At 75.4% G+C, this 25,971-nt stretch carries 31 protein-coding genes; 28 read left to right on the forward strand and 3 right to left on the reverse strand.

Going from position 1 to position 25,971, the window contains the following annotated elements; genetic code table 11:
- Positions 1-120 precede the first annotated feature (120 nt).
- From G5V59_RS22280 to G5V59_RS22345, 14 genes are all read left to right on the forward strand, one after another.
- Positions 121-603 carry an aminotransferase class I/II-fold pyridoxal phosphate-dependent enzyme gene (locus G5V59_RS22280; protein ID WP_278257897.1) on the forward strand — a complete coding sequence of 161 codons (483 nt, stop codon included), beginning with the start codon at positions 121-123 and terminating at the stop codon, positions 601-603.
- A complete protein-coding gene (locus G5V59_RS22285) occupies positions 600-1,220 on the forward strand; it encodes a hypothetical protein (protein ID WP_278257898.1) in 621 nt (206 codons plus the stop codon). The genes G5V59_RS22280 and G5V59_RS22285 overlap by 4 nt, the downstream gene beginning before the upstream one ends.
- Positions 1,217-2,320 (forward strand): hypothetical protein, encoded by a 1,104-nt coding sequence (locus tag G5V59_RS22290; RefSeq protein ID WP_278257899.1) that lies wholly within the window; start codon positions 1,217-1,219, stop codon positions 2,318-2,320. Before G5V59_RS22285 ends, G5V59_RS22290 begins: the two co-directional genes overlap by 4 nt.
- Complete coding sequence (locus G5V59_RS22295) at positions 2,220-3,071, forward strand: 3-oxoacyl-[acyl-carrier-protein] synthase III C-terminal domain-containing protein (protein ID WP_278257900.1); 852 nt, start codon at positions 2,220-2,222, stop codon at positions 3,069-3,071. The genes G5V59_RS22290 and G5V59_RS22295 overlap by 101 nt, the downstream gene beginning before the upstream one ends.
- Positions 3,068-4,258, forward strand: coding sequence for a hypothetical protein (locus G5V59_RS22300; protein WP_278257901.1), 1,191 nt, complete (start codon positions 3,068-3,070; stop codon positions 4,256-4,258). Before G5V59_RS22295 ends, G5V59_RS22300 begins: the two co-directional genes overlap by 4 nt.
- On the forward strand, positions 4,255-6,060 hold the full coding sequence (locus tag G5V59_RS22305) for a hypothetical protein (RefSeq protein WP_278257902.1): 1,806 nt from the start codon (positions 4,255-4,257) through the stop codon (positions 6,058-6,060). Before G5V59_RS22300 ends, G5V59_RS22305 begins: the two co-directional genes overlap by 4 nt.
- 8 nt (positions 6,061-6,068) lie before the next feature.
- Entirely contained in the window at positions 6,069-6,605 is a 537-nt protein-coding gene (locus G5V59_RS22310; RefSeq protein ID WP_278257903.1) for a hypothetical protein, read from the forward strand.
- Positions 6,550-6,882 carry a hypothetical protein gene (locus tag G5V59_RS22315; protein WP_278257904.1) on the forward strand — a complete coding sequence of 111 codons (333 nt, stop codon included), beginning with the start codon at positions 6,550-6,552 and terminating at the stop codon, positions 6,880-6,882. The genes G5V59_RS22310 and G5V59_RS22315 overlap by 56 nt, the downstream gene beginning before the upstream one ends.
- Positions 6,831-7,241 (forward strand): hypothetical protein, encoded by a 411-nt coding sequence (locus G5V59_RS22320; RefSeq protein WP_278257905.1) that lies wholly within the window; start codon positions 6,831-6,833, stop codon positions 7,239-7,241. The genes G5V59_RS22315 and G5V59_RS22320 overlap by 52 nt, the downstream gene beginning before the upstream one ends.
- On the forward strand, positions 7,225-8,595 hold the full coding sequence (locus G5V59_RS22325) for an MFS transporter (protein ID WP_278257906.1): 1,371 nt from the start codon (positions 7,225-7,227) through the stop codon (positions 8,593-8,595). The genes G5V59_RS22320 and G5V59_RS22325 overlap by 17 nt, the downstream gene beginning before the upstream one ends.
- Positions 8,596-8,721: 126 nt before the next feature.
- The gene (locus G5V59_RS22330) at positions 8,722-9,369 is read left to right on the forward strand and encodes a zinc-binding dehydrogenase (protein ID WP_278257907.1); all 648 of its coding nucleotides are present in this window, start codon (positions 8,722-8,724) and stop codon (positions 9,367-9,369) included.
- Positions 9,357-9,500: a hypothetical protein gene (locus tag G5V59_RS22335; protein WP_278257908.1), complete on the forward strand. Its 144-nt coding sequence runs from the start codon at positions 9,357-9,359 to the stop codon at positions 9,498-9,500. Before G5V59_RS22330 ends, G5V59_RS22335 begins: the two co-directional genes overlap by 13 nt.
- Positions 9,501-9,564: 64 nt before the next feature.
- Complete coding sequence (locus G5V59_RS22340; RefSeq protein WP_278257909.1) at positions 9,565-10,365, forward strand: hypothetical protein; 801 nt, start codon at positions 9,565-9,567, stop codon at positions 10,363-10,365.
- A 195-nt stretch (positions 10,366-10,560) separates the two neighbouring features.
- Positions 10,561-11,022 (forward strand): GNAT family N-acetyltransferase, encoded by a 462-nt coding sequence (locus tag G5V59_RS22345; RefSeq protein ID WP_278257910.1) that lies wholly within the window; start codon positions 10,561-10,563, stop codon positions 11,020-11,022.
- A 6-nt stretch (positions 11,023-11,028) separates the two neighbouring features.
- Here G5V59_RS22345 and G5V59_RS22350 read toward each other — a convergent pair whose 3' ends face one another.
- Both G5V59_RS22350 and G5V59_RS22355 read right to left on the reverse strand, forming a co-directional pair.
- Entirely contained in the window at positions 11,029-11,370 is a 342-nt protein-coding gene (locus G5V59_RS22350; RefSeq protein ID WP_278257911.1) for a hypothetical protein, read from the reverse strand.
- A gap of 198 nt (positions 11,371-11,568) precedes the next feature.
- A complete protein-coding gene (locus G5V59_RS22355; protein WP_278257912.1) occupies positions 11,569-11,961 on the reverse strand; it encodes a hypothetical protein in 393 nt (130 codons plus the stop codon).
- A 100-nt stretch (positions 11,962-12,061) separates the two neighbouring features.
- Between G5V59_RS22355 and G5V59_RS22360 the strand changes: the two genes are divergently transcribed.
- The 9 genes from G5V59_RS22360 to G5V59_RS22400 all read left to right on the forward strand — a co-directional run bounded on the left by G5V59_RS22360 (position 12,062) and on the right by G5V59_RS22400 (position 20,380).
- Positions 12,062-12,694: a hypothetical protein gene (locus G5V59_RS22360; RefSeq protein WP_278257913.1), complete on the forward strand. Its 633-nt coding sequence runs from the start codon at positions 12,062-12,064 to the stop codon at positions 12,692-12,694.
- Positions 12,691-13,701: a hypothetical protein gene (locus G5V59_RS22365; RefSeq protein WP_278257914.1), complete on the forward strand. Its 1,011-nt coding sequence runs from the start codon at positions 12,691-12,693 to the stop codon at positions 13,699-13,701. The genes G5V59_RS22360 and G5V59_RS22365 overlap by 4 nt, the downstream gene beginning before the upstream one ends.
- Positions 13,694-15,145: a GTPase gene (locus G5V59_RS22370; protein WP_278257915.1), complete on the forward strand. Its 1,452-nt coding sequence runs from the start codon at positions 13,694-13,696 to the stop codon at positions 15,143-15,145. Before G5V59_RS22365 ends, G5V59_RS22370 begins: the two co-directional genes overlap by 8 nt.
- Positions 15,146-16,421: 1,276 nt before the next feature.
- Complete coding sequence (locus G5V59_RS22375) at positions 16,422-17,774, forward strand: hypothetical protein (RefSeq protein ID WP_278257916.1); 1,353 nt, start codon at positions 16,422-16,424, stop codon at positions 17,772-17,774.
- Positions 17,775-17,783: 9 nt separating this feature from the next.
- A complete protein-coding gene (locus G5V59_RS22380; protein WP_278257917.1) occupies positions 17,784-17,969 on the forward strand; it encodes a hypothetical protein in 186 nt (61 codons plus the stop codon).
- Positions 17,962-18,753, forward strand: a complete 792-nt coding sequence (locus G5V59_RS22385; RefSeq protein WP_278257918.1) for a hypothetical protein — start codon at positions 17,962-17,964, stop codon at positions 18,751-18,753. Before G5V59_RS22380 ends, G5V59_RS22385 begins: the two co-directional genes overlap by 8 nt.
- Before the next feature lie 91 nt (positions 18,754-18,844).
- A complete protein-coding gene (locus G5V59_RS22390) occupies positions 18,845-19,252 on the forward strand; it encodes a CHAT domain-containing protein (RefSeq protein WP_278257919.1) in 408 nt (135 codons plus the stop codon).
- A gap of 158 nt (positions 19,253-19,410) precedes the next feature.
- On the forward strand, positions 19,411-19,686 hold the full coding sequence (locus tag G5V59_RS22395; protein WP_278257920.1) for a hypothetical protein: 276 nt from the start codon (positions 19,411-19,413) through the stop codon (positions 19,684-19,686).
- Positions 19,676-20,380, forward strand: coding sequence for a sugar transferase (locus G5V59_RS22400; RefSeq protein WP_278257921.1), 705 nt, complete (start codon positions 19,676-19,678; stop codon positions 20,378-20,380). The genes G5V59_RS22395 and G5V59_RS22400 overlap by 11 nt, the downstream gene beginning before the upstream one ends.
- A gap of 29 nt (positions 20,381-20,409) precedes the next feature.
- Here the strand turns inward: G5V59_RS22400 and G5V59_RS22405 are convergent, their stop codons facing one another.
- Complete coding sequence (locus tag G5V59_RS22405; RefSeq protein ID WP_278257922.1) at positions 20,410-20,586, reverse strand: hypothetical protein; 177 nt, start codon at positions 20,584-20,586, stop codon at positions 20,410-20,412.
- Between the two features lie 79 nt (positions 20,587-20,665).
- Here G5V59_RS22405 and G5V59_RS22410 point away from each other — a divergent pair, with 79 nt between their 5' ends.
- The 5 genes from G5V59_RS22410 (at position 20,666) to G5V59_RS22430 (ending at position 25,962) form a co-directional block, all read left to right on the forward strand.
- Positions 20,666-22,003, forward strand: a complete 1,338-nt coding sequence (locus G5V59_RS22410; RefSeq protein WP_278257923.1) for a hypothetical protein — start codon at positions 20,666-20,668, stop codon at positions 22,001-22,003.
- Complete coding sequence (locus tag G5V59_RS22415; protein WP_278257924.1) at positions 22,000-22,395, forward strand: hypothetical protein; 396 nt, start codon at positions 22,000-22,002, stop codon at positions 22,393-22,395. Before G5V59_RS22410 ends, G5V59_RS22415 begins: the two co-directional genes overlap by 4 nt.
- A gap of 94 nt (positions 22,396-22,489) precedes the next feature.
- The gene (locus G5V59_RS22420) at positions 22,490-22,945 is read left to right on the forward strand and encodes a hypothetical protein (RefSeq protein WP_278257925.1); all 456 of its coding nucleotides are present in this window, start codon (positions 22,490-22,492) and stop codon (positions 22,943-22,945) included.
- A gap of 26 nt (positions 22,946-22,971) precedes the next feature.
- Positions 22,972-23,742 (forward strand): CpsD/CapB family tyrosine-protein kinase, encoded by a 771-nt coding sequence (locus G5V59_RS22425; RefSeq protein WP_278257926.1) that lies wholly within the window; start codon positions 22,972-22,974, stop codon positions 23,740-23,742.
- A gap of 120 nt (positions 23,743-23,862) precedes the next feature.
- Positions 23,863-25,962, forward strand: coding sequence for a hypothetical protein (locus G5V59_RS22430; protein WP_278257927.1), 2,100 nt, complete (start codon positions 23,863-23,865; stop codon positions 25,960-25,962).
- Positions 25,963-25,971: the final 9 nt, after the last annotated feature.

Below are 25,971 nucleotides of genomic sequence, written 5' to 3' on the forward strand. Positions count from 1 at the left end.
ACGTCACCTCCGGGGCCCTGCGCGACATCGTCGAGTCGGGCAGCCTACCGCACCTTCCTCGCCAGCGACAACCTCGTCGACGCGCCCGGACGGGCCGAGTTCGGCGAGACCGAGATCGCGGTGTGGTGCAGCAACGACTACCTCGGCCTGAGCCAGCACCCCGCCGTCGTCGAGGCGGCGATCGGCTACCTGCGCGCGCACGGCGTCGGCTCCGGCGGCTCGCGCAACATCTCCGGGACCAGCCCGCTGCACCAGCAGGTGGAGTCCCGGCTCGCGCGCTGGCACGGCAAGGAGGCGGGCCTGTTGTTCAGCAGCGGCTACGTCGCCAACGTGGAGACGCTGACCACGCTGCGCCGCGCGATGCCGGACCTGGTCGTCTACTCCGACCGTCTCAACCACCGCTCCCTCATCGAGGGCATCCGCGGCCACGGCGAGACCCGGATCTTCGAGCACAACGACGTCGACCACCTGCGCCGGCTGCTGGAGGAGACCGACCCGGGCCGGCCGAAGCCTGATCGTGCTCGAGTCGATCTACTCCATGGACGCCGACTGCGGGCCGCTGCGCGAGGTGTGCGACCTGGCCGAGGAGCCTCGGCGCCATGACGTACGTCGACGAGACGCACGCCGTCGGCATGCGCGGCCCGCAGGGCGCGGGCCTGCTCGCCGAGCCTGGGCGAGACCCGGGCGACGTTCGTCCAGGCGGTGGCCGGCAAGGCGCTGGGGAGCGTCGGGGGCTATGTCGTCGGCCCCCGCCCGGCGATCGACTACCTCCGCTCCACGGCGCCCGGCTTCATCTTCACCACCGCGCTGCCGCCGGCGCTCCTGGCGGCCTGGGACACCGCGCTCACCCTGGTCCAGGGCGAGGTCGGCGCCGACCTGCGCGAGGGGGTCCGCACCAACGTGGGCTACCTCAAGCAGCTTGCTGCGCCAGCGGGACATCCCGTTCCTCGACGACGAGTCGCACTTCGTCCCGGTGCTCGTGCCCGGCGCCGCACGCGTCAAGGCGGTGGCCCGGACCCTGCTCTCGGCACACCGCATCTACGTCCAGCCCATCAACGCTCCCTCGGTGCCCGCGGGCACCGAGCGCATCCGCCTCGCTCCCGGGCCGCTGCGCAGGCTCCGCCGAGATCGCTGCCTTCGTCGCCGCGCTCGACTCCGCCCTGCGCCTCCATCCCCCCGTGGAGGGGCGCGCCGTCCTCACCGAAGGAATCCACTCATGACCCTCCGCTCCGTCGCCTACGACAAGACGGCGATCCGCCCCGGCTTCGGCACCGAGTACCGCGGCCTGGAGGCCGCCGACCTCGTCTCGCCGGACGTGCTCGCCGACATCAAGGACTCCCTCGCGCACACGCACCTGGTCGTGCTGCGCCAGACGCCGCTGACCAGCGACCAGCAGGCTCGCGCTCGCCCGCGAGATCGGCCAGCCGGTGCCCTTCAACATCAGCCGCTACCGCCACCCGGACTACCCGGAGCCGATGATCGACCCAACGTCGTCAAGGACGGCAAGCCGGTCGGGGTCGCCCGGGTCGGGAACTTCTGGCACCAGGACTCCAGTCTACCTGCCCGACCCGCCGGAGTACACCCTGCTCCAGGGCGTGCAGGTCCCGGACGGGCACGGCGACACCCTCTTCGCCAGCGCGATCGACGTCCTCGCCGCGCTGCCCGCGGACCTGCGGGAGAAGGCCGAGGACGCCACGGCCACCCACCTGCACAGCCGCCGCTTCCGGTTCCGCCCCGAGCACGTCGGGCTCTCCCTGCCGGAGTTCCGTGCGGCCGTCGACGCGGAGTACCCGCCCGCCGTGCACCCGCTCACCCCGGTCGACCTCGCCGTCGGCAAGCGCTACGCCTACGGCTCGGCGGGCTACACCGAGCGGGTGGAGGAGTTCGACGCCAACGACAACGAGCGCTGGTTCGCGGCGATCGAGGACCACTTCGCCGACGAGTCGCGGATCTACCGCCACCGCTGGACCACCGGCGACATCGTCGTGTGGAAGACCCGGATCACCTTCCACTCGGCGACCGAGGCTGCCCGAGGGTGCCGAGCGGATCGTGCACCGGGTCAGCATCCGTGAGCGTGCCTGAGCCGTTGGGCACGCTGCGGGTCGTCGACACGGCCGTCGTGCTGCCCCGCGGTCGTCGTACCGTCGAGCAGCCTGGCGGCCGCGTCGGGACTGGCTCCCGACCAGGTCCGGGGCTGGACGGGGAGCCCGGGCTTCCCGGTGCTCGGTGCGGGCGAGAGCCTGCTCGGGCTGAGCACCGAGGCCGTCGAGCCTGCTGCGTGCCGCGCACCCGGAGACGGTCGCGGAGGTGGACACGGTGATCGTCGCCGGGACCGGTCCCTGGGACCACCCGGCCTGGTCGCCGGCCGCCGCGGTGGCCCGGGCCGCGGGTCTGCGCGAGGTGCACGCCTTCGAGGTCGGCAACTTCTGCAACTCCCTGGCCCTGGTGGCCCGGCTCGCTCTGGACCGCGCCGTCGCGCACCCGCACGGCACCACCCTGGTGCTGCTCCAGGACCGGCTGAGCAGCCTGGTCGACGACACCGACCCGGCCTCGGCCGAGGCTCTTCAACTACGGCGACGGCGTGGCTGCCCTGCTGCTGGCCTCCGGGCCGGGGCCGGGCCGCTTCCTGGTCCGCGACGCCGAGTCGGCCACCGACCCGAGCCTGGGTCGACGAGTTCCGCGGCGCCTACCTGCCGCACCGGAGCGGGGCCACGCTGCTGCGGGCCGGGGAACGCCACGGCCTGCGGGAGCGGTACGTCGAGGCGTTCGGCGACCTCGCCAAGTCCGTCCTCGCGCGCGCCGGCCTGAGCATCGACGACATCGCGCTGGTGCTGCTCAACCACGGCGACCGCACCACCCACGAGCGCACCCTGGCCGCGCTCGGTGTCGAGGAGGACCGCTCCCGCTTCCACTACGACCGGCTTGCCCACCAGGGCAACGCCGACACGCTGCTCGCGCTCGGCGAGGCCACCGCGACCGGGGCGCTGCGGCCGGGCGATCACACCCTGCACCTCACCAGCGGGCTGGGCTTCTCCTGGGGAGCGACCCTCCTCACGGTGACCTCGGCATGAGGATCCTCGTCCTCCACCAGGTGCCCTTCCGCAAGATCGGCTACGACGCCCTGCTCGACCACGACGCGCACGAGGTGACCTACCTCGGCACCGAGGCGTCGCTCGCCCAGGTCCCCGCGGACCTGCGGCACACGGCACTCGCGGTGGCCGACCCGGCCGCGGCAGCCGACGAGTGGGCCTTCGCCGAGGAGGTCGCGACAGTCCTGCCTGCCCAGGGTCCCGCCGCCGTGGACGCGGTCGTCAGCCTGTCCGAGTTCGGTCACTACGCCGGCGCCGTGGCCCGCCGCCACTACGGGTTGCCCGCGCACACCGACCAGCAGATCGCCCGGGTGCGCGACAAGGTGGAGATGAAGCGCGCGGTGCAGGCCGCGGGCCTGGCCATCCCGCGCTTCAGCGACGGTGCGGCTCTCCACCCGCCGGCCTGGACCGGGCCCACCATCGTCAAGCCGCGCGACGGTGCCGGCAGCACGGGCGTGCGCTCCTTCGCCACCGTGGCCGAGGCGCTGGCCGCGCGCGGCGCCGAGGACGAGCTCGAGGAGTACGTCGACGCCCCCGTCCTGCACGTCGACGGCTTCGTCGAGGACGGACGGCTGCGGGCGGCGACGGTCGCCGAGTGCCTGGGCTCGCCGTTGGAGTACGCCCAGGGCCGCGTGATCGCCTCCGTCCAGGCTCGACGAGCCGGCGGCCGTCGCGTTCACCGAGGCCTCGCTCGACGCGCTGGGGGTCACCCGGGGCGCGGTGCACGTCGAGGTCTTCCGGCGTGGGCCCGGCGACTACGTCTTCCTGGAGGCGGGACAGCGGGTCGGCGGCGCCGGCGTGCTGACCGCCCACCGTCGCCGCACCGGGGTGGACCTCGCCGCGCGCGAGCCTGTGCGCCCAGGCCGGCCTGCCCCACGACGGCGCGCGGGCCCCGAGCGGACGGCACCACGGCTTCCTGCTCGGTGCCACCCCGCTCACCCGCGAGGCCCGGCGCTACGTCGCCGAGGTGCTCGCCCCCGACACCGATGCCCTGTTCACCAACGACGCCGACGGCGTGCGCGCGGAGACCTACCAGGAGTGGGAGGTGCCGGTCTTCGCCGAGCTCAGCGCCGACGGCGCCGCCGACCTGCGGACCGTGGCCGGGCGGCACGTCGCGGCGCTCAACCGGATCCTCGACGCGCGCGTGCCCCAGGAGGCCTGACCCATGACCACCTTCCAGCCCTTCGACGCGCTCACCGCGACCCTGCCCCTCGCGGCGGACTTCGGCGTCCCGGTGAGCACGGACGCCGTGCTCCAGGCACTCGACGACCTGACCGGCGGCGCGGCGCAGTACCCCTTCGTGCCGCGCACCTCCGGCCCGGAGACCGTGCTGTTCTCCGCGGCCGAGAGGATCGCGGTGCGCGGCGAGGAGGGCGCGCTCCTCCGGGCGCTGGTCGTGGCGTGGTTCGCCGGGACCGCGGTGACCGTGCACACCGACCGGCCCGAGCGCTGGGAGCGCGTGGCCGAGGCGGGCCGGGCGCTCGCCGTACCGGGGCTGGAGGTGCGGCCGACCGACGAGGCCGGCCCGGAGGTGCTCACGTTCGAGGCTCCGCTGCGCTGGGCGGATCTCGGCTTCGCGCCCTGGGCCCGGGCGCTCCTGCACGCCGAGGTCGTCCCGGGCGGTCACGAGCAGTACCGCGCCCCGCACGCGGAGGAGTCGGTCGCGGCGCGCTTCCGCTTCCTCGTCGAGCAGGTACGTCGTGACCCGGGCTTCCGGCCGGTCCCGCCGGCCGAGGGCACTGGCTTCCCGGTGCAGTCCAAGGCCGACCTCGAGGCGATGACCGTCGCCGGCGGGTACGACGGCCAGGTGCTGCGCAGCGGCGCCTCCACCGGCCGGCCCCGCTACATCGCCTACAGCCGCGGTGACTGGCAACGGATGGTGGCCGAGGCGGTCCCGATGCTCTACGCCGTCGGCCTGCAGCCCGGCGACCGGGTGGTCAACACGCTCTTCGGCGGCAGCCTCTACGGCGGGCTGACGACCAGCCTGTGCGAGCTTGTCCCGGATGAGCGTCCTCAACTTCACCACCGGCCAGCACGTCACCCCGGCCGAGCCTGGTCGACCTGTGGCGCCGCTTCGAGGTCGACGCCCTCGTCGGCATGCCCACCCTGCTGCTCCCGCTGCTGCGCGACGCCGCCGCGATCGAGCCGGAGCCTGCGCATCCCGACCATCGTCTTCGGCGGCTCGCCGCTGGCCGAGCACGACCGCGACTGGCTGGCCGACCACCTGGGCACGCGGACGATCTCCAGCATCCTGGCCGCCAACGACGGCGCCCAGATCGCCTACCAGTGCCCCCACCAGCGGGGTCGCACGCACCACCTCGTCGACGACTACAACCTCGTCGAGGTCGTCGACGAGGAGGACCGGCCGGTGCCGGACGGCGTGCCCGGGCACATCCTGCTCACGACCCTGCAGAAGCCTGCACCAGCCCCTGGTCCGCTACCGCATCGGCGACCTGGGCGCGCTCGGCCGGACCACCTGTGCGTGCGGGGTGAGCGGGCGCACCCTGGAGTACCTCGGCCGCGCCGACGGCGTCGTCAAGGTCAAGGCGCGCACGTTCGCCCACGCCGAGGTGCTCGGCGAGTCTGCAGCCCTTCGGCGTCTCCGAGCCTGCAGGTCGTCGTCGACACCGTCGACGGCACCGAGAGCGTGCTGGTGAGGGCGGAGTCCGCCGCGAAGGTCGAGGCCGAGCAGGCTGCGCAAGCACCTGTCCGCCCGCTTCGAGGCGTTCGCCGAGCGCGACCACTTCGGGGAGGGCCGCGACGTGTTCCGTTTCGCGGTCGAGGTGCTCGCACCGGGCACCTTGGAGCGCAACCCGGTCAGCGGGAAGGTGCGCCCGGTCCTCGACAGCCGGGTCGCGGTCGGCCGGCAAGGGCCGGCGCTGCGCCTCCCGGAGCCGGTCGCCGAGCGGCTGACCGCCGCCGGCGGCGCCTACCTGCGCAGCCCCTACGTCCTGCCCGCCGCCGAGGTTGAGGCGCTCGGTGCCGACCTGCTGCGGGTGGCCGGACTGCTCCGGGACCTGCCGCGCCGGCTGGGCCACGACGCGGCCGGCTACGCCGACGAGCCTGGGCTACCCCACCGAGATCCAGGACCTGCTCGCTGCCGCCGAGGGTCTGCCCGACCCGCTGTTCGGGCGGGTCGACGCGCTGCGCACCGCGGACGGCATCGCCGTGGTCGAGTTCAACGCGACCAGCGAGACCGGCGGCCTGGAGTGGGTGGACCAGGCCGGGGCCGGGTGGTGGGCCGAGCCCGCGACGGCCGACGCCCTGGACCGGGCCGGCCTGCGCCGGGTCAGCCCGATCGAGAACCTCGCCGCCGAGCCTGCGCTCCTTCGCCCGTCGTACGACGGGGGTGGAGACACCGCGGATCGCGATCGTCGGCGGACCGGTGGGCCTCGCCGAGCACGGCCCCGCCTGGTACCCGCTGCGCGACCGAACCACCGCCGCCGGAGTCCCCGCCGTGGTGACCGACGTCCTCGGGCTGGAGGTCGGCGCGGGCGGCGTGCGGCACGCGGGTGAGCGGATCGACGTCGTCTACCGGATCTTCGCGCTCGACCAGGTCGCGGCCGACCCGCGCGCTCTCGCGGTGCTGCACGCGCTCGTCGGTGCGGCGCACGCCGGGGACGTCGGGATCTTCACCTCGCTCGCCTCCGAGCGGCCCGCGACAAGCGGGGCCTGGCCCTGCTCTCCGCCGCCGATGCGCGCCTCGCCCTCACCGAGGACGAGCGCGCGGCGGTCGCCCGGGTGGTCCCGCCCACCGAGCTGGTCGGCGAGGCCGGCCGCGAACGGCTGCTGACCGACCGGGCGGGCCTGATCTACAAGCCCGCCCGGGGCTACGGCGGCGAGGGAGTCGTCGCCGGCTGGGAGATCGGTGCGGAGCGCTGGGCGGAGCACCTCGCCTCCGGGGTGCCGGCCGTCGTGCAGCAGCGCGCCGTCCCGGTCGCCGAGGACGGCGTGCACGCCGACGGCACGCCGTGGGTGGGCGAGGCGGTGCTCGGGATCTACTACCTGCCGGAGTCCGGGTTCGCCGGAGGCGGCGCCCGGCTGCACGCCTTCGGCGAGCCCTTCGTCACCGAGTCCGGCCAGGCCCCGCCCTCGCAGCGGGCCGCGATCCTGCTCAGCGACGGGAGGCGCCTCGATGGGCCGGCTGCGTGACGTCGGAGCGACCTTCCGCGCCTTCCTCGCCGCCTACTCGATCCAGACCCTCGGCGAGGGCATCGTGCTGGCGGCGCTGCCGCTGCTGATGACCTCGCTGACCGAGGACCCGCGGCTGGTGTCGCTGGTCTCGCTGTGCCTGGAGCTCCCGTGGCTGCTGCTCGCGCTGCCACTCGGCGTCATCGTCGACAGCGTCAACCGGCGCCGGCTGATCGTGGCCGCGCAGGTCGCCCAGGCGGTGTGCGCCGCGCTCGTCGCGCTGGTGGTGATCAGCGGGCACGGCCGGATCGAGGTGGTGCTGCTGCTCGCCCCGGTGCTCGGCACCGGCGACATCCTCTTCATGGGCTCCAGCAAGGCGATCATCCCGCGGATCGTGCCGGGCAGCGCGCTGGAGTCGGCCAACGGCCTCAACGTCACCGCGGAGACGATCGGCCGCAACTTCGCCGGTCCGGCGCTCGGCGCGCTGCTCTTCTCGCTGGCGCACAGCGCGCCGCTGTGGGTGGTGGCGGGCACGTACGCGATCTCCATCGGCATCGTGCTGGCGGTGCGGGACCGGCCCGAGTTCGAGGCCCGCTCGCGCGAGGAGCGCGGCGACGTGACGATCCTGGCCGACGTACGGGAGGGGGCGGCGTGGCTGTTCTCGCACCCGGTCCTGCGCGTGGTCGCGCTGCTCGCGGCGGCCAGCAACTTCTGCGTGTTCATGGGCCAGTCCACCCTGGTGCTCTTCGCGCAGCGCGACCTCGGCGTGGGCGACCGGGGCTACGGCCTGCTGCTCGCCGCGATGGCCCTCGGCGGCGTGGTCGGCGGCCTGGTGTCGAGCCGGATCGCCCGCAGCCGTGGGCCGAGGACGCTGATCCCGCTGGTGGCGGCCGCGAGCGCGCTCAGCCTGATCGCGATCGGCACGCTCGGACGGACGGCGCTGCTCGTCGGCCTGCTCTTCTGCGTGTGGTCCTTCGGGCTGTCGGTGTGGAACGTCGTCGCGCAGAGCCTGAGCCAGCGGCTCATCCCCAGCACGCTGATGGGCCGGGTCGGCGGTGCCAGCCGGATGCTCGCCTTCGGCGCACTGCCTCTCGGCGCCCTCGCCGGCGGCTTCGTCGGCGACCTGTGGGGCCTGCGCGCGGCCTGGATCGTCGGTGGCTGCCTGCACCTCGCGATCACCCTGCTCGCCCTGCCCGCGGTGTCCCGGTGGACACCCGACCAGGCTCACCCCCACCGACGACGCGGTCGAGGACCGCGTCCCCACCCGATAGGAGATGTTCCTGATGGTCGACGCCCGTCGCCTCCAGGCTCGCCCGCCGCCCGGTCGGCCTGCCCGTCCCCGACGACTTCGAGGTCGCCGGCTCGTCCTCGGTGACCCCGAGGCCGGGCAGGCTCCTCGTCGAGAACGTCCTGTTCTCGGTCGACCCCTACCACCGGGAGGCGATGGACGAGGGCCACCTCGACCTGCACGACCAGGCTCGAGGGGCGCACGATCGGCCGGGTGCTCGCCTCGGCGGTCGACGACGTCGCGCCCGGCGCCCTGGTCTTCCACCGCAAGGCCTACGCCACCCACTCCCTGGTCGACGACTTCCGGGTGATCGACGTGGCCGACGGGGTGCCGCTCTCGGCGTACCTCGGGGTGCTGGGGGGCACCGGCCTGACCGCCTGGGTCGGGCTGACCCGGGTCGCGCGGCTGCAGCCGGGCGAGAGCATCCTGATCACCGCCGCGGGTGGCGCGGTCGGCTCCACCGCCGGCCACCTCGCCAAGGCCCTGGGCGCCGCGAGGGTCGCCGGCAGCACCGGCTCGGACGACAAGGCCGAGCGCCTGCTCGCGGCCGGCGCCTTCGACGAGGTCGTCAACTACCGCACCACCTCCCTGCACGACCGGTACGCCGACGCCGGCTTCGACGTCGCCCTGGAGGGTGTCGGCGGCGAGCAGGCTCGGTGCGGCCATCGCCGCCGTCAAGGACCCGGGCGGGCGGATCGCCTGGGTGGGCGCGGTGGCGCAGTACAACGACCGCGACAACCCGCCCGCCGCCCCCGCCAACCTCTACGACGTGGTGCTCAAGCAGGCTCCAGGTCGAGGGCTACCTGGTCAAGGACCACCTCGACGCACGCGAGGGCTACGAGAAGTTCGTGGTCCCGCTGATCCAGGACGGCACCATCCCGATCGAGGAGACCGTGACCGAGGGCCTGGAGTCGGCGGTCTCCGCGATCCACTCGGTGCTGACCGGCGGCAACTTCGGCAAGCAGATCGTCCGCCTCCTGCCGGACGCCTGAGCACGTCCTTGCCCTTCTTACTCGGATGAGTAATAGTTACCCATCCGAGTAAGAAGGAGCCGCCATGTCCACCGTCCTCCCCCCCGCGCTCGACCGGGTGATGCGGTACGCCGCCCGCGTCTTCGCCGTCCTCGCCGCCGTCTCCGCGCTCACCCTGCTCGTCGCGGCCCTGCTCGAGGCCGTCGCGCCGGACCAGGTCAACTGGGTGGTCTGGGTGCGGGCGGGCTTCTACACCCTCGGCGGGCTCTGGCTGGTCAGCCTGGTCCGTGCGGTCCGCGGCCGTGCCGACCGCCCGGCCTTCACCCGGGTCCGGGTCGTCTCCGTGCTCGCGCCGATCGGGATCATCGCGCTGGTCGTGGCGCCGGACTCGGGCTACCCGGTGTGGATGAAGGTCGAGCAGGCCTGCTTCGGCCTCCTGCTGCTGCCGCTCGGTCTCGCCCTCCTGCGGCCCTCGATGAAGCGCGAGCCTGCTCCGCGGCGCCGACTAGGGTCGCTCCCGTGGAGCTCTGGGGATCCGCCCTGTTCGGCGAGCCGTGCCGCGCGTGCGGCTTCGCGTGGTCGATCGACCCGGCCGAGGCCGTCGCCGGGGTCCGGCAGTTCGCGGCCCGGGCCCGGGTCGAGGCGGGCTCGTGCACGGGGGAGGAGCGGCTCGAGGGCTGGTCCGTGGCGGAGTACGTCGCCCACGTCGGCGACAACCTGCGGCAGTGGGCCGAGCGGGTCCAGGGCGCACGCCTGGCCGGGCGGACGGCGGTGGCGGGCTACGACCCGGACGCCCTCGCCCGGGCCCGCGGCTACCCCGCGATCCCGCTCCAGGTGGCGCTGTGGTCGGCCGAGCAGGCCGCCGAGCGGTGGGCCGAGGTGCTGACGGCGGCGCTGGCGGAGCAGGTCGTGCTGGAGCACGCGACGCGCGGACCGCAGCGCGCGGCGGACATCGCCCGCAACAACGGCCACGACGCCCACCACCACCTCCACGACATCCGGCAGATCGCCGAGCAGCGGGCGGTGCGCTCCCGGGTGCTGCCCGCGCCCACGACACGACTCCGCTTCCGCGAGATGACCCATGCCGACCTCGACGACGTCGCGCTCGTCCTCGGCGCGCCCGACCCGGTCCGCCTCGACCACCGGCCGCGAACCCGAGCCGACGCCGAGCGCTGGATCGCCTGGACCCGCCGCAGCCTACGCCGAGCACGGCTTCGGCCTGTGGGTGGTCGAGACCCACGACGGCCGGTTCGTCGGGGACTGCGGGCTCACCGTCCAGCACGTCGACGACGAGCCGCACGTCGAGGTGGGCTACCACGTGCACCCCGACCTGCGCGGGCGCGGCCTGGCGACCGAGGCGGCGGCCGCGGTGCGCGACGCCGCCGCGGCGGACGGCGTCGAGCACCTGGTGGCGATCATCCGCCCGGCGAACCTGCCCTCCCAGCGGGTCGCCGCGAAGATCGGGCTGAGCCTGGAGCGCGAGGCGTTCGTGCACGGCGGGGACGCCCTGGTGTTCGGCGCGGACCTGACCGCGCCCCGCTGAGTGCCCTCAGCCGGCGAGCGCGCCCACGCCGTTCGGCACGTCCGGGTCGATCCGGAAGCTCGGCCGCGGTGCGCGCTTCTCCGGGATCGTCAGCACGCCGGCCCGGCGGCCCAGGCGCATCGCGGCGACCTTGGCGGCCGGCAGGGCGCCGCTCTCGCGGGTCGAGCGCGGGGTGCGCCCGGCGCCGGTGCGCAGGAAGTAGTTGGCCGTCCAGACGTGCTCGCGGCGCAGCGACTCCGCGGTCCAGTGCTCGGTGGAGAGCGAGACGTTCAGGCCGTCGACGTTCTGCACCCGGTGCGGGCTGTTCTGCGGCCACCAGGCGACCTGGCCCGGCTCGAGGTCGAGCACCTCGGCGTGCTGGTCGTAGGACAGGTCGTAGGGCAGGCTCCTCGTCGGTGGCGCCGGCGACGACCTTCTCCAGGTCGGCGCGGGAGGCGAACCGGTCCGCGCGCGGGTAGACGTAGGCCCGCTTGCGCCCGCGCAGGTGCCAGAGCATGTTCGGCTGGTTGTCCGCGTGGTAGTGGACGAGTGCGGTGGGCGAGGAGATCAGCAGGGTGGCCTTGACCTCCAGCGGGTCGAAGCCCGGGACCAGGGCACGGACCTCGTCGTAGAGGCTCGGTGACGAGTCTCGCGCAGCTGCGGGTCGTGGCGGTTGACGCCGACCAGGTTCAGCCACAGCCGGCCGCGGGCGACGACCTCGAGCAGGGTGGCGCCGGGCAGGTCGGTGGGGGCGCCGCGCCGCCACTGGCTGCTGTCGGCCGGGTCCTCGCCCATCGTGTACGGGTGCACGACCTCCCGCGGCAGGCGGTCGAGCAGTGCCGCGAGCGCCTCGTCACCGAAGGCGGGCGACTCGTGCAGGCGGTGCGGCGCGCGGTGCGGCGCCGTGCCGAAGGCGGTGATGTCGCGATGGGTCCAGGGGAGCAGGTTCGGGTGACGCACGCGGGGAGAGTACGACGTCTCGCCCACCTGCGGGGCGGCTTATCGCATCCGGGAACATGCCGGTGCCGCCGCCGTACGACGGCTACGGGGTCCCTACCCTGTGCCCCATGCTCCGCACCGCCCCGCTCGACACCGAGATCGCCGGGGCCGTCGCCGCGATGCACGCGGCCCTGCGCACGGCCGACCTCCCGCTGCCCCTCGCCGGCACGGAGGAGCCTGCGCGCCGAGCGGGCCCGGGCGCTGGAGCAGGCTCGACGACTACGTCCTGCCGCGGCTGGCCGAGCCGGACGCCCCGGCCGTCGTGGTGGTCGGTGGACCGACCGGCGTCGGCAAGTCGACCCTGGTCAACACCCTCGTCGGGCAGCCGGTGACCGTGCCAGGCACGCTGCGCCCCACCACCCGGTCGGCGGTGCTGGTGCACCACCCCGACGACGCGGGGTGGTTCGCCCCCGAGCGGCTGCTGCCGACCTTCGCCCGCACCACGAGCCCGACCGAGGAGCCGCACGCGCTGCGCCCGGTGGCGAGCGATCGGGTGCGCCGCGGCCTGGCGGTCGTGGACGCCCCGGACTTCGACTCGATCGACGAGGCCAACCGCGAGTTCGTCGCTGCGGCTGCTCGCGGCGGCGGACCTGTGGCTCTTCGTGACCTCCGCGGCGCGCTACTCCGACGAGGTGCCCTGGCAGCAGACTCGGCCACGCGCTGGCCCGCGACACCCCGGTCGCGGTGGTCATGAACCGGATCCCTCCCGAGGACCGGGCGACCGTCTCGGGCCACCTCACCCGGATGCTGTCCGAGCGGGGCATCGGCCGGGACCGGCTCTTCCTGGTGGAGCGCGGGCCGGTGGACGACGAGGGCCTGCTCCCCGCGTCGTACGCCGCCCCGGTGCGTGCCTGGCTCGACGGGCTCGGCGCCGACGAGGCCGCCCGGACCGCGCTGGTGCGGCAGGCGGTGGTCGGTGCGGTCCGTCGCTCGCTGGCGCTGGCCGGCCCGGTCGCCGCCGCGGCGACCCGCCAGGTCGCGGCCGTCGACGACCTGCTCACCCTCGTCGACACGACGTACGACGCCGCGGGGGCTGAGCTCGCCGGCCGGCTCGGCGACGGCACCCTGCTGCGCGGGGACCTGCTCGCGCAGTGGCACGCCTTCGTCGGCCGGGACGACCTGCTGACCCTGCCCGAGACGATGGGCGTGCTCCGCACCCACCTGCTCGCCCCGGACGCCGAGCGGGCCGCAGCGACCGACCGGCTCGGGCTGGCGCTGGACCTGGCGCTGGAGACCCTCGTCGTGGACCACGCCGAGCGGGCGGCCGAGCGAGCCGCCGACGCGCTGCGGTCCAGCCGGCACGGCGACGCGCTGCTCACTTGGAGCGAGGAGGACCTGGCCCGGGCCGGCCGTGGTCTCGCCGGCCGTGCGCGCAAGTCGATCTCGGCCTGGCGGCGGGCGCTGGTCGCGCAGGTGCGCACCGAGCTCGGCGACCTCGGCGAGGTGGGCGCCCGCGCGCTGGCGGTGGCCCTGGTGCTGCACGCCGTGTCGACGCCCGGGCGGGACGAGGGCACGCCGGCGCTGGTGGCCGAGGCCCGCGACGGCGTACGACGGCTGGCGGCGGACCTGCTCGCGCAGGAGCGGGCGCGCTACCTCCGCCCGGTGCTCGGCTGGGGGCTGGCGCCCGACGCCGCCGACCGGCTGCGGGCCGCGGCGGCGAAGGCGGAGCGGATGCTCGACGCGGTGGACCGCGATGCCTGAGCCCGGCCCGCGGATCGCCGCGCTCGGCGCGGCGGTCGAGGCCGCCCGCGGGCACCTCGACGAAGGCCTGCTCGCCGACGCGGCGCTGACGGTCGAGCGCGCCGAGGGCCGGCTGCGGCTGCCGCCGGAGCACACCATCGTCGCGATCGCCGGCTCGACCGGCTCGGGGAAGTCCACCACCTTCAACCTCCTCGCCGGTGCCGGTCTCTCGGTCTCCGGCGCGCAGCGGCCGACGACCTCCGAGGCGACCGCGCTGGTGTGGTCCGACGGGGACGTGGGGGAGATCCTCGACTGGCTCGGGGTGCCGGCCGCGCGGCAGCACCGCCGCGACGACCTCGACCCGCGCCCGCCGCGCAACCGGCTGCCCGAGGGCCTGGTGCTGCTCGACCTGCCCGACCACGACTCGGTGGAGAAGGCGCACCACCGCGAGGCCGAGCGAGTGGTCGCGCTGGCGGACCTGCTGATCTGGGTGGTGGACCCGCAGAAGTACGCCGATGCCGCGATCCACCGCCGCTTCCTGCAGCCGCTGGCGGGTCACCGCGACGTGACGATGGTCGTGCTCAACCACCTCGACACGATCCCCGAGGATCGCCGGCCGGCCATGCTCCGCGACCTGCGCCGGGTGCTGGTGGCCGACGGCATCCGCGACCCGCGCATCCTCGGGATGAGCGCGCGCGAGGGGCTGGGGACCGCCGAGCTCCGCACCGCCGTACGTCGCCGGGTGGAGGAGCGGCCGAACGTCTCCCTGCGGGTGGAGGCCGACGTCCGGACGGCCGCGCGCGGGCTGCTCGACGCGGCGGGCGACGCGCCGCGCGAGCCTGCCCGCGGGGTGGGTCGGCGACCTGGAGCGCCGGGTCGCCGACGCGGCGGGGGTGCCCGCCGCGGCCGCCCGGGTCCAGCGCTCCGCCGACGCCGCGGTCCGGGTCGGCCCGGTGGACCGGCCGGCGGTCGACACCGCCGTGCGCGCCTTCGCCGACCGGATCTGCGCCGACCTGACCGAGGCGTGGGGTGCGCCGCTGCGGGCCGCCGCGACGCGCGGTCTGGCCGGGACCGACGACCGGCTGGATGCCGAGTCGGCGGCGCTGCGCTTCCCCGACGCGGGCGCGGGCGCCGCGCGCGCCCTCGGCCTGGCGCGGTGGGGCTGCCTGGCGGGAGCGGTGCTCAGCGCGCTGCTGCTGCTCGTGTCGGGTCTCGCGGTGGTGCCGTTGGTGGCGTTCGCCGTGGCCGCGCTCGGGGCGCACCTCGCCGCGCGACGGGCGGCCGGCCGGGCAGCGGCACGCCGCGGTGCGGAGGTCGAGGACGCCTGCCGGGCGGTGATCGCCCGGGTGCTGCGCGCCCAGGTGGTGGATCCGGTGCGGGTCGAGTCTCGCGTCGTACGGTCGCTTCCGGCGGGCGGTCGACCGCGCGGCCCTGTGATCTATCTCGCTATAGCGCAGACTTATAGCGGCTCGTATATCAATTGCGGGAACACAAGCGTTGCTGGGCGTGGATCAGCCCGTTGGGGGGAAGTAAGTTCCCGTAAGGGACGACGCTCGGGTCGTCCGTGGGACAAGGTCTCGGTGTCGCAGAGCCGAGGCGTGTGGGTGCTGGTGCCCGGACTGGGACAGGTCCGGGTGGTTCGTGAATGGGGTCGTGGACCCGGCGAGCGCCTGACATGCCGGGCGGGCGACGGTCGGGACGTTCCGAACCCGAACCGAAGGACACCACGTAAATGTCGCTCCCCCACAACGGTGTGCTCCCGCCCGAGCGCGGAGCCCCGGAGCCCGAGCGGGCGGGCACGGTGCTGCGCTTCCGCCGCCCCGACCGCGGTCAGGTCGTCGCCGAGCCGACCGACGCCGAGTCTGCTGGCCCGCTGCCGCGAGCGCGACGGCGAGGCCTGGAACCTGCTGGTCGCCCGCTACGAGCGGCTGGTCTACTCGGTGGCCCGGCGCAACGGGCTCTCCGACGAGGACGCCGCCGACGTCACCCAGGGCACGTTCGTCACCCTCATCGACTCCCTCTCCCGGATCCGGGACGAGGAGCGGCTCGCCTCCTGGCTGATGACGGTGACCCGTCGCCAGGCGTGGCGCGTGCGCAACCTCAGCCGCCGCGACGTGCACCTGGAGCAGGCGCCGGAGGAGGTCGACGACCCTTTCGCCGACTGGGACAGCGTGGTCGCGCTGCACGACGCCCTCGCCGAGCCTGGGCGGCACCTGCCGCAAGTCTGCTGGAGGCGCTCTACTTCGAGCCGGAGAGCCCCAGGCTATGCCGAGATCGCGGAGCGCTTCGGGCGCTCCATCGGCGGGATCGGCCCCCTGCGCGGGCGCTGCCTGGAGAAGCTCAAGGCGATCCTGACCGAGGACGGCGGATGGTGAGCGGCAGAGGCCGGCGTCCCACGCCGGCCGACATCTTCGACTGGGTCGAGGGCCGGCTCGCACCCGAGCGCGCCCAGGCCGTCGCCGAGCACGTCGCCGCCGACCCGGCGGCCGCCGCGACGGCGGAGTGGTTCGAGCGCTTCCGCCACGACGCCGCCCGGCTCCCGCTGGAGCAGCCGCCCGCCGAGCCTGAGCCAGCGGCTGCGCGACCTCTTCGGCGCGGGGGCGGCGCAGGCGCCGGGCCCGCAGTGGTCGAGCGCCCGCTTGCTCTACGACACCCGGGACGCACGGGTCGCCGGGATGCGCTCGGCCGACACCCTCGACAGCACCCACCTGGCGTTCGAGAGCGAGGCGGGCCGGTTCATCGTGGAGGTCCGTCCCGCCGGCGTGGGCGCGGTGGACCTGGTCGGGCTGCTGCTCCTGGAGAACCCCGTCGACGGGATCGACCTGAGCCTGCTCGAGGACGGCGTGGTCCGCCGGATGGTCCGCGCCGGCGCGGACGGGCGCTTCGAGTCGCGCGAGGTCCCCGACAGCGTCGACGAGCCTGCGGTTCGCGGCCGGGCCGGTGCAGGTGAGCGCACCCCTGCGCCTCCTGCGCCCCTGACGGCGGCCTGGATGGACGACCCAGGGCTGAGGAGCCTGCTCGACCTCGCGCAGACACTGCGGCGCACCGACACGCAGCGTTGCCTGGGTTCGCTCGACCGGGCGGCAGCGCACCCCGACGTGCACGACGACCACGTCGCGGCGGCGCGGCTGGCGACCTTGCGCGGCCAGGTCGGTCTCGACCGCGGTGACGTCTTCGCGTCGCTGACGGCCTTCCAGGTCGCCCGGATGAGGTGGCTCTCGGTCGGCCGGCCGCTGGAGGCACGCGGTGCGATGCTGGGCCGCACGGCGGTGCTGCTCGAGATCGGGGAGTACGACGAGGTGATCGGCCTGGTCGGACGGATCCTCAGCGGTGTCGAGGGGGTCAGCACCCGCGACGAGGAGCCTGGCCACCCGCCTGCACCTGCACGCGCACCAGCAAACCGGCGCCGCGCACGCGGCACGCGGCGACCACGCCCGGGCGATGCGCTACTTCGACCTCGCCGACGACGTCGCGATCATGCTCCGGGACCTGCACGAGGTGGCCGTGATCGGGCTGCGCCGCGGCCGGGCGCTCGCGGCGGACGGACTCGTCCACCGGGCGCTCGACGTGCTGTGCGACGCACGGCAGACCTTCCTGCAGGCCGGGTCGGAGGCAGCGGCCGTGCGCGCCACCCTGCCGATCGCCGAGGCGCTGTCCCAGGTCGGCAGCCCGGTCTCCGCGATCGAGTCTGCTGGAGCGGGTCACCGTCGATGGCGGGAACGCCGCCGAGCGGGACCGGGTGCTGGCCGTCGCGCTGCTCAGCGCCGGCCTGGCCGAGGAGGCCTACCACCGCGGCCGGGCGGCCCGGGAGGCCTTCCGGGCCCAGGGCCGGATCGCCGCCTGCGCCCGCGCCGAGCCTGGTCTGCGCCGGCGCCGCCGTACGCACCGGCCGGCCGCACGCGGCCGTCGACAGCCTGCTCTCCGCGGCCCGGCTCAGCACCGAGTGCGGAGACACCGTGACCCGTGACCGCGCCCGGGTGCTCGCGGCCCGGATGGCGCTGTTCCGCGGCGACGACGCGCAGGCGCTCGGCATCGCCGAGCGCCCTGGAGAAGGAGGGGGCCACCGAGGCCGCCCGGGTGCACGGCGAGCCTGATCCGGGCGCGTGCCACGGAGGACCTCGCCGAGGCCGAGCAGCCTGATCGCCTCCTCCGCCGGCCAGGCCGACCGGCTCGCCCAGCCTGAGCCTGCGCCCTGGAGCCTGCGCCTGGTCCGGGCCCAGCACCTGCGCCGCATCGACTCGCCGGCCGGCGCGGCGGAGGAGGCTGCGCGCGGCGGCCGAGATGGGTGACCTGGTCGCCCAGCAGTCCACAGGGCGGGGCGGGATCCACGACGGGACGCTCGCCCGGGTCACCGACGAGTCGATCGACGTGCTCGTCGAGGACGGGGGGCACGCCGCGCAGATCGAGGCCTGGCAGCGGGTGCGGGCCTCGAAGATCAAGGCCTTCACGGCGCTGCGCGCGCACGCCGAGGGCTGGCACGTGGACGACGCCGCCGGCTCGGTCGACGACGTGGACGCGCTCATCGAGGGCGCCCGTGCCGCCAGCCGCGGCCAGCGCCCCGCCGGTCCGTGCGAGTCGCCGCCGGTGCCCGAGGGACCGGCGCTCGAGCTCTACGTGCTCGGCCCCGACGTGATCGCCTTCGTGATCCGCGAGGGCCAGGTCTTCGTCCGGCGCCTGGGCCGGGTCGCGGCCGAGACCGAGCGACTGGTGACGGCCTGGCACCAGGAGTGCCTGCTCGCGACTGCGGTCGGCCCGGTCGACGACGGCTCACCGTCCCTCGACGGGCTCTACGCGCACCTGGTGGCGCCGCTGGCCGATCTGCTGGTCGACCTGGAGTGCGAGCCGCTCGTGGTCTTCGGGCACCGCCACCTCCGGCCGTGCCCTTCGACGCCCTGCTCGACGTGGACGCGCCGTGGCGTCGCCGCCTCACCCCGTCGTACGACGGCCCGGGGCCCGCGCCGCACGCCGAGCCCGTGCCGGACGCACCGCCGGAGGAGGCGCCTCCGGTCGCGACGCTCGTCCTCGCCGTACCGGACCAGCAGGCCCCGGCCATCGCCGCGGAGGCCGCGATGATCGCCGAGCCTGGTCCCGGGAGCGGAGGTGCACCTGGGGCCCGAGGCCACCTCGGCGGTGCTCGCGGAGCGGGTGGCCGCGGCGGAGCCTGGTGCACATCGCCGCGCACGGCCGGTTCCGCGCGGGCAACCCGCTCTTCTCCGCGCTCCACCTCGGCGACGGCTGGCTGACAGCGGCCTCGCTCGTGGACGGCCGCTTCGACCTGCAGGGTCGGGTGGTCGTGCTGAGCGCCTGCGTGTCCGGCCGGGTCTCGGCGAGCACCCCCCGCCCGATCGGGCTGGCGTGGGCCTGCCTCAACGCCGGCGCGGTCGGTGTCGTCGCCGCGCTGTGGCCGATCGACGACCAGGTGACGGTCACCCTGATGCGGCACTTCTACCAGGCGATCGCCGCCGGGCAGCACCCGCGGCAGGCGCTCAGCAGGGCACGACGGCTGGTCGCGCAGGAGTACCCGCACCCGTCGTACTGGGCCGCGTTCCGGTACTTCAGCGGCACCGCCTGAAAAAGTCCGCCGGCCGTGGATCAGGGGCGTCCGCGGGACGCACCAGTGCTGCGTGACCAGCACGAACGACCCTGGGTGGCCGGCCTACCTGCCGCACCGAGAGATCGACGCCCTCCTCGCCCAGGCTCGAGGACGCCGTCTCCGTCGACCCCGGTGACGTGGGCCGCCTGCTGCGGCTGGTGGCCAAGGAGGCGCAGCGGCTGCGCTCGATGGCGCTGCGGCTGACCACGGAGAAGCTCGCGGAGGCCGACCGGGAGGCCCGCGGCATCGTGACCGAGGCGGTCGACCAGGCCGACGCGCTGCGCACGGCCGGGCTCGCGGCGCTCAACAGCCGCCTGGACGAGGCCGACCGGCTGCTGACCACGGTGCGCGAGGCGTTCCGGGTGGAGTTCCGGGCCTCGGAGTTCGGCGACGTCGCGGAGCGTGGGAAGTGAGCGTCGTACCCGAGCGGGTGGCGCCGGCCGTCCCCGTCCCGTCCGCCCTGGCGCCCGAGCGCCCCGCCAACCCGCTCTTCGCGGTGCGTCCGCACGGCCGGGTCCGCCGCTTCGCCGGTCTCGTCGTCGCCGGCACCGCACTGGTGCTGCTCGCCCCGCTGATGGGGGTGATCGCCGTCCTGGTGGCCTTCACCTCCGACGGCCCGGTGTTCTTCCGGCACCGGCGGGTGGGCCACGGTGGCGTGCCCTTCGAGGTCATCAAGTTCCGGACCATGTACGACGGCGCCGAGGCCCTGGCCGCGCGCCTGTTCGCCGAGGAGAACCACGGCTCCGGCCCGCTGGACAAGCACCGCGACGACCCGCGGGTGACCAGCGTCGGCCGGTGGCTGCGCCGCTCCTCCCTCGACGAGCCTGCCCCAGCCTGTGGAACGTCCTCAACGGGTCCATGGCCCTGGTCGGCCCGCGACCCTCCAGCCCCGCCGAGGTGGTCCGCTTCGCGCCCGACGAGGTGGCCCGGCTCGGGGTCCGTCCCGGCATCACCGGGCTCGCCCAGGTCAGCGGCCGCAGCGACCTCGAGTGGGAGGAGATCCTCCGCCTCGACGTGGAGTACATCGAGCGGCGTTCGCTGTGGCTCGACCTCCGCATCCTGATCCGCACCCCGCTCGCCGTCCTCGGCGGCCGTGGCGCCTACTGAGTCCGTCCGACCCCTTGGAGACCTGATGTTCAACCGCACTCGCTCGTCGGGAACGCCGCAGAGCGCCGCCAGGCTTCACCCTCGACTCGGTGCTCGCCGAGCCTGGAGGCGTCCGCGCCCCAGCCCGCGGCGGAGCCGGAGAGCGCCCCGGAGCCGGAGAGCGCCCCGGAGCCCGAGACCCCGGAGCCGGCCAAGGCCGTCGCCAAGACCTCGGCCAAGGAGTCCGCCGCGGACCACGCCGAGACCCTGCGCGCGACCCGGGTCGCCCAGGTCCAGGCGCAGGAGATGCTCAGCCTCGCCGCGCAGGAGCGCACCGCCGCGACCGAGCAGGCCGAGCAGATCGTGCTCGAGGCGCGCGAGGTCGCGGAGCGACTGCGGGCGGAGGCGGAGGCGGAGGCCGAGGCCGCCCGCGCCGAGGCCGTCGAGTGGGTCAAGACCCAGCGCGCCCGCGTCGAGGAGGCCACCAGCACGATGGCCCGCGACGCCGAGCGGGACGCCGAGGGCATCCGGGCCGAGGCGATGCGCTCGGCGATGGCCGAGGCCGAGCAGACCGCCCGCCTCTACGTCGGGGAGGCCGCCGCTCGCGGTGCCCGCGACGCCGAGGACATCCGCAGGCTCCGCGCGCGAGGTGCTGCACCGTGCCGCCGACCTGGGGGCGGACCTGAAGAGCCTCGATGGCCGACGTCACCCGGGCGCTGGAGCTCGCCTCCACCGCGGTGCGCGACCAGGCTCGCCGCGATCGACACCCTGCTCGAGGACACCCGGCGCGAGCCTGTCGGTGCCCAGCACGGAGCCGTCGGCTCCGGAGGTGGCGGAGAAGCCCGCCACGGCGGCGGCCGAGGAGCCCGAGGTCGTGGCGACCGAGGACACCGAGGTGACCCCGCAGACCGACGAGGCCGAGCAGGCCGAGCAGACCGAGCAGACCGGTGGCCGCCAGCTCGGCTCGCTGTTCCGCACCGAGGGCGGAGCCTGACCATGCGCGTCCTGCACGTCGTGGAGGCGGTCGGCGGGGGCACCCTCAGTGCGGTGCTCAGCATGGTCGACGCCACCCCGGAGCCTGGAGCACCACCTGGTGGTCTGGCCGCGCCGCGAGCACGCCGCCACCGACCTCGAGCAGGCCGGCTTCAGCGGTGTGCACGTGCTGCCCTCGAGCCTGCCCCGCGCCGTCCGCGCGCTGCGGGGCACCGTCGAGCCCCGCGCCGCGGACGTCGTGCACGCGCACTCCTCCTACGCCGGGATGCTGGTGCGATCGGCCGGGCTCGACACCCGCGTCGCCTACAGTCCGCACTGCTTCGGCTTCGAGCGCCTCGACCTCTCCACGACCGGCCGGGCCGGGGTACGGCGGATCGAGCGTGCCCTCGTCCGTCGTACCGACGTGCTGGTGGCGTGCTCCCCGCACGAGGCGCGCCTCGCCGAGGACCTCGGCCACCGCTCGGTCGTCCTGGTCCCCAACCGCGCGCTGCACCCGCCGACGGCGACCGCCCAGCCGGGCGAGCCGCTGCGGGCCGTCGCGGTCGGCCGGATCGGCGCCCAGAAGGACTGGCGCTTCCTGCTGGAGGTCAAGGCCTCCTACGAGCGCCGCTACGACGTCCCGGTCACCTGGCACTGGCTCGGCAACGGTGACGCCGAGGGCCGCACCGCGCTGCGGGCCGCCGGGGTCGAGGTGTCCGGCTGGCTGCCGCGCCCGCAGGTGCTGGAGCAGGCTGGCCACGGCTCAGGCCTACCTCCACACCGCCGCCTGGGAGGCCGCGCCGGTGAGCATCCTGGAGGCCGCCGCGGTCGGCCTGCCGGTGCTCGCGCGCGGCATCGCGACCCTCGAGAGCCTGGCGGTGCCCGGCCTCGGCGCCACCCCCACGGACCTGGCCGACGGCCTCGCCGCGCTGCACGACCCGGCCGCGTGGGCCACCGCGCGCGCCGCCTCCCAGCAGTTCTCGGCCGCCTCCACGGCCGCCGACCAGCGTGCCGCCCTCGAGGCGGCGTACGGCCGCTCCCCGGCCGGATTGATCAGGAGTTAGGAATCCCCATGTCGTCTCTTGCTTCCCCCACCGAGGAGAGCGGCTCCGCGTCGTTCGCCGTGCGCGGGGGCTTCCGTGCGCTCGGCGCCCTGCTGTGGCGCCGGCGCTGGGTGGTGCTCCTCGTGCTCGCGCTGGTCGCGAACGTGGTGGCGGCCGGGCTGGTGCTGGTCGACCGTCAGTACACCGCGTCCGCGCGGGTGGCGGCGACGCCGAAGGCGGAGCCTGGCGACCTCGCCGGCGAGCCTACACCGACCTGCTCGGGACCATCGCCGACGTGGCCGAGTCGCGCCCGCTGCTCGACGACATCTCCGGCCAGGTGGGCCGCTCCGCGGACCGGTTGCGCACGGAGGTGAAGGGCGAGGTCGTCCCGGACACGGTGATCATCCAGGTCTCGGTCACCGACACCGACCCGAAGCGGGCGGCGGAGATCGCCAACGCGGTCGTGGAGAAGGCTGCCCGAGCACGACCCGAGCAACGGCTCCTTCGACTACCACGTCACCGAGCAGGCCGTCGTCCCCGAGTCGTTCAGCCTGGCCCAACATCCCGCTGACCGCACTGGCCGGGCTCGGTCTCGCCGTGCTGCTGGCGATCGCCGCGGCGGCCGTCGCGGACCGGGTGTTCCGGACGGTGACCGACCCGGAGGAGATGGGGGAGGTCTCCGGGACCGCCGTGCTGGGCGTGGTGCCGAAGCCGGCGGACCCGGGCGGCGTACCCGCGCTGGACGTGGACGCCGAGGAGTTCCAGTCCCTGCGCGCGCTGCGGATCGCGATCGAGTTCGCCAGCGCCGAGGATCCCGCGCGGCTGATCGTGGTCACCTCCGCGAGCAGCGCCGACCCGTGGGCCGGCTGGACCGAGGTCAACCTGGCCGCCGCCCTCGCCGAGGTCGGCCACCGGGTGCTGGTGATCAACGCCGACCGCGACGGCGAGGTGCACCCCGCCCTGTCCGCGCCCGGCGAGCCGGGCCTGTACGACGTGCTGGCCGGCACCTGCGAGCTCTCCGACGCCGTGTGCGCGGGGCCCACCGGGCTGGTCGACGTGCTGCCGCTGGGCCAGGCCCACCTGGCCGCGCCCAGCCTGCTGGAGATGCGCTTCCGGGGGCTGCTCGACGAGACCGAGGGCTCCTACGACGTGGTCGTCGTGCACGCCGCGCCGGTCGCGGGCTCCGAGGACGCCCGGATCATGGCGATCCACGGCGCGATGCTGCTCACCGTGCCGGCCGGCCGGGTGCACCCGCGCTTCGTCCAGCGCGCGGCGGACCACCTGCGGGGGATCCGCCTGCGGGTGCTCGGCAGCGTGCTGCTCGGCACGCGCCCGGGCCGGCGGCGCCGGCGACAGCGCACCGCCTGAGCAGCGGAGCGCGAAAGGTCCGTCCGCGACGGATCAGGGGGGGTACGACGGCGCACTAGTGCGTCGGCAGGGCAGACTCGCCCTCACCACCTGACCAGACCTGACCGGACGGAGGACGCCATGGACCACCCGCTGCGGGTGACGCTCGTGCAGACTCGGCGGCGTTCTCGGCGGAGCCGAGCGCTGGCAGCTGCAGACTCGCCGACGCCACCGACCGGCTCGACCTGTCCGTGGTCGCGCTCGGCGACGGACCCACGGCGCAGGCCTGGGCCGGCCGCGGCCGGCCGGTCACCCGGCTGCCCGCGCCGCGACGGGCCGCGGACCTGCCCGGGCTCCTCGCCCGGCTGGTCCCGCTGCTGCGCCGCGACCTGCCCGAGCCTGGTGCTCGTGCACGGGGTGAAGGCCGCGCTGGTCGCCGCGCCCGCGGCGCGCGCCCTCGGGATCCCGGTCGTGTGGGTGCGTCACGACGCGTCGTACGGCGGGCGGGTGGTGGGTCTGCTCGACCGGCTCACCGACGGCCAGGTCTCCACGAGCGCCTGGCTGCAGGAGGGGCGCTCCGCCGGCAACCCGCTGGTGCTGAACCCGCCGCGCGTGCCGGTCGCGCTGTCCCGGGACCGGGCCCGTGCCGAGTCTCGGCGTCGTCGTCCCGGACGGGGTGCTGGTGCTCGGGATGGGCACCCGGCTGGCCCGCAGCAAGGGCGTCGAGGACGCCCTGCGCGCGCTCGCGCAGCCGGCTGCCGCGTCCTGGATGCTCGTCGTCGCCGGGATCACCGACCCCGCGGAGCCGGGGGAGCGGGACCGCCTGCTCGACCTCGCCCGGGACCTCGGTGTCGCCGGCCGGTTCGTGCTGCTGCCCGCGCTGCCCTCCTTCGGTGCGGTGGTGCGCGCCTTCGACGCGGTCGCCGTCCTCACCCGCCCGACGTACGACGCCCCGTGGCTGCGGGAGGCCTTCGGGATGACCGCGCTGGAGGCCCTCGTCGGTGGCGTCCCCGTGCTCGCCGTACCCCCGGTGCACGAGGTCGCCGCCGACGGTGGGCTGGGCGTGCTGCCGGGTGCGCCGACCGCGATCGCCGGGGCGCTCACCGCGCTCACCGACCCGGCCCTGCGCCGCCGGCTCGGCGCCGCCGGCGAGCGTCGTGCCCGGGACTTCCCGGACGCGACCCAGGCCGCGGACCGGCTCGTGGACTTCCTCGCCGGGGTGGTGCACCGACCGGGTGCCGGGAGCTCGCCCGAGCGGCCTGCGCTCAGCGTGGTGACCACCGTGTACAACGACGCCGAGGCGACCCGCGCGCTGCTGGCCGGGTTGCGCCCCCAGCCTGCGCGACGGCGACGAGCTCGTCGTCGTCGACGGCGGATCGACCGACGGGACCCCGGAGATCGTGCGCGCCACGGCCGTGCGCGACCGGCGGATCCGGCTGCTGCTCTGTCCCGGCGTGGGGATCTCCGAGGGCCGCAACATCGGGATCGCGGCGGCCGACCACGACCAGGTCGTGTGCACGGACGCGGGCTGTGTGCCGGCGCCCGGCTGGCTGGAGGCGATGCGCCGCGCGTTCGCCAGCCACCCCGAGGTGGACCTGTGGACCGGCACCTACCGGGTCGAGGCGAGCGTGCCGTGGGAGCGCGCGCTGGCCGCGGTGGGCTATCCCTCGGTCGAGGAGCCTGGCCCGGCCCACCCCGCTCGTGCGGCTCTACGGCCGCTTCCTGGGCCGGGCCTTCGACGCGAGCATGCCGACCGGCCGCTCGGTGGGCTTCCGCCGCGCCGCCTGGCGCCGGGCCGGCGGCTTCCCCGTCGACCTCGCGACCGGCGAGGACGTGCTGTTCGGGCGCGAGGTCGTCGCGACCGGCGGCGAGGCCCGGCTGGTCCGCGACGCCGAGGTGTCCTGGGCCCAGCGGCCCACCCTGCGCGACAACCTCGTCATGTACCGCCGCTACGGCGAGGGCAGCGGGCACTCGGGCGACGCCCGGCTGCTCGGCCGTGATCTCGCTCGGGTCGCCGGGTACGCCGGCGCCGTGGCCCTGGTCGCCCGCGGCGGCCGGACCCGGGCCCTCGTCGCGGCCGGCACGGCGGCGTACCTCTCGCTGCCGATGGTGCGCGCCCTGCGCGGCCCGGCCCCGCTGCGGACCGCCGCGCTGGTGCCGCCGATCGCCGCGGCGCGCGACCTCGCCAAGGCCTACGGCGCGCTGTCCGTGCGGGTGCCCCGACGGGCGGAGCGCCGATGAGGGGAGCGC

It is taken from the genome of Nocardioides convexus (genome assembly GCF_011090295.1).

Coding starts and splice junctions, on each gene's coding strand:
- G5V59_RS22285 (WP_278257898.1), top strand. CDS start 600: ATGACGTACGTCGACGAGACGCACGCCGTCGGCATGCGCGGCCCGCAG.
- G5V59_RS22290 (WP_278257899.1), top strand. CDS start 1,217: ATGACCCTCCGCTCCGTCGCCTACGACAAGACGGCGATCCGCCCCGGC.
- G5V59_RS22300 (WP_278257901.1), top strand. CDS start 3,068: ATGAGGATCCTCGTCCTCCACCAGGTGCCCTTCCGCAAGATCGGCTAC.
- G5V59_RS22305 (WP_278257902.1), top strand. CDS start 4,255: ATGACCACCTTCCAGCCCTTCGACGCGCTCACCGCGACCCTGCCCCTC.
- G5V59_RS22325 (WP_278257906.1), top strand. CDS start 7,225: ATGGGCCGGCTGCGTGACGTCGGAGCGACCTTCCGCGCCTTCCTCGCC.
- G5V59_RS22340 (WP_278257909.1), top strand. CDS start 9,565: ATGTCCACCGTCCTCCCCCCCGCGCTCGACCGGGTGATGCGGTACGCC.
- G5V59_RS22345 (WP_278257910.1), top strand. CDS start 10,561: ATGCCGACCTCGACGACGTCGCGCTCGTCCTCGGCGCGCCCGACCCGG.
- G5V59_RS22365 (WP_278257914.1), top strand. CDS start 12,691: ATGAACCGGATCCCTCCCGAGGACCGGGCGACCGTCTCGGGCCACCTC.
- G5V59_RS22370 (WP_278257915.1), top strand. CDS start 13,694: ATGCCTGAGCCCGGCCCGCGGATCGCCGCGCTCGGCGCGGCGGTCGAG.
- G5V59_RS22385 (WP_278257918.1), top strand. CDS start 17,962: ATGGGTGACCTGGTCGCCCAGCAGTCCACAGGGCGGGGCGGGATCCAC.
- G5V59_RS22410 (WP_278257923.1), top strand. CDS start 20,666: ATGCTCAGCCTCGCCGCGCAGGAGCGCACCGCCGCGACCGAGCAGGCC.
- G5V59_RS22430 (WP_278257927.1), top strand. CDS start 23,863: ATGGACCACCCGCTGCGGGTGACGCTCGTGCAGACTCGGCGGCGTTCT.